Source organism: Streptomyces sp. WAC06614, assembly GCF_003949795.1.
Taxonomy (GTDB): Bacteria; Actinomycetota; Actinomycetes; order Streptomycetales; family Streptomycetaceae; genus Streptomyces.
The window spans coordinates 1-1,710 of the sequence record NZ_RPRY01000628.1 but is presented as its reverse complement, the minus strand read 5'-3'; the positions used below and the strand labels follow the sequence as shown (position 1 = coordinate 1,710).

Sequence of the window (1,710 nt, the reverse complement as noted above, 5' to 3'; positions counted from 1 at the left end):
GCCCCGGAGCCCGCCGTCCCGCAGCAGGCCGACCCGTACGCGCAGATCCCCGCCCAGCAGGCCCACGGCGAGGACACCTACGCCTACCGCACCCAGGAGCAGGACCCGTACGCGGCCACCGGGCAGCCGCAGCCGTACGCCCCGGCGTACGAGGCGTACCCGCAACCGCAGGCCCAGCCGTACGACACGTACGCCCCCCAAGAGCCCCCGGCCCGGTACGACGAATACGCCCAGCCGCAGCCGCAGCAGTACGACCGGCACCCCCGGTACGACGCCTACGGCCGCCCGGTGTCCCACGACCCGGTGTCCCACGACCCGGTGTCCCACGACCCCCGCCCCGACGGGAGCACCCCGCAGTGAAGCGCGCCGCCCCCCTGACCCTCGCGGCCGTGGCCGCCGCGCTCGCCGCGATCACCGCCGCCGCCGCGCTGACCGCTCCCGGCTCCGGCGCCGCCGACGGCCGTCCGGCCGGCGCCGCGGCGGCCCGGATGCCGGTGGAGCGCTCCACCCTGACCTGCCCGGCGCCGTCCTCCTCGGACGTCGCCGAGACCGCGTACACCTCGTTCACCCCCGGCGACGGTGCCGCCCAGGGCGGGACCGCCCGGCTCGTGGGCGCCACCAAGGAGGCCAAGCCGCTGCTGGAGCTGAAGGAGCCCGGCAAGCCCGTCGGAGCCACCGCCTCCGGCGCCGAGGCCCCGGCCCTGACCGGGGCCGCGGACGGCTCGGCGGCCCCCGGCTGGACCGCACAGGTGACCACCAAGGTCGCCGTGGGCCAGGCCCGCGGCCTGCTGGGTGTGGCCTGCACCCCGCCCGGCACCGACTTCTGGTTCCCGGCCGTGAGCACCGGCCGGGGCCGCCAGGACTACGTCCACCTGACCAACGCCGACGAGGTCCCGGCCGTGGTGGACGTCCAGCTCTTCGGCCCGGACGGCGCCGTCAAGTCCGAACAGGGCGGCGGCGAGCACATCAAGGTGGCCCCGAGGTCCTCGGTGGCCGTGCTGCTGTCGACGCTGGTCCCGGGCCAGTTCGCCGACCTCACCGCGCATGTGACGACCCGTTCGGGCCGGGTCGGGGCGGCGGTGCAGGTGATGGAGGACGGGGTCGGCGCGGACTGGCTGCCGGCCTCCGCCGACCCGGCGGGCTCCCTGGTCCTGCCCGGCATCCCGGCCGACGCCACGTCCGTACGGCTGGTCGCGTACGCGCCCGGCAAGGACGACGCGGACCTGCGGATCCGGCTGGCCGGACCGGGCGGCTCGATCAGCCCGGCCGGGAACGAACAGCTCCACGTGAAGGCGGGCATGACGGCCGTCGTCGACCTCGCCGACGTCACCCGGGGTGAGCCGGGCTCACTGGTGCTGACCCCGACCGAAGGTCAGCCGCCGGTCGGCGTGGTCGCCGCGGTGCGCGTGGTCCGCGGCTCGGGCGCCAAGCAGGAGCTGGGCTTCGTCCCCGCGGCCGCGCCGGTGGGCGCGCGGGCGACGGTCGCGGACACCCGCACCGAGCAGAACGCCACGGTCCTGTCCCTGACGGTCCCGGCCGGCGCCGCCGACGCCAAGGTGAGGCTGACGGCGTCCGACGGCACCCGCCAGGAACTCACGGTCAAGGCGGGCACCACCCTCGCCGTACCGAGCACCCCGGCCAAGGGCCCCTACGCCCTCGCCGTGGAAACCACCGCAGGCGGCCCCCTCCACGCCTCCCGAACCCTGACGA

At 76.8% G+C, this 1,710-nt stretch carries 1 protein-coding gene and 1 pseudogene; both read left to right on the top strand.

What is annotated here, in order from left to right:
• Positions 1-360: pseudogene (locus EF918_RS37535) on the top strand (hypothetical protein); the annotation flags it as partial.
• A partial coding sequence (locus tag EF918_RS35435) for a DUF5719 family protein (protein WP_125652943.1) occupies positions 357-1,710 on the top strand: 1,354 nt, incomplete at its 3' end. The pseudogene EF918_RS37535 and the gene EF918_RS35435, both read left to right, overlap by 4 nt.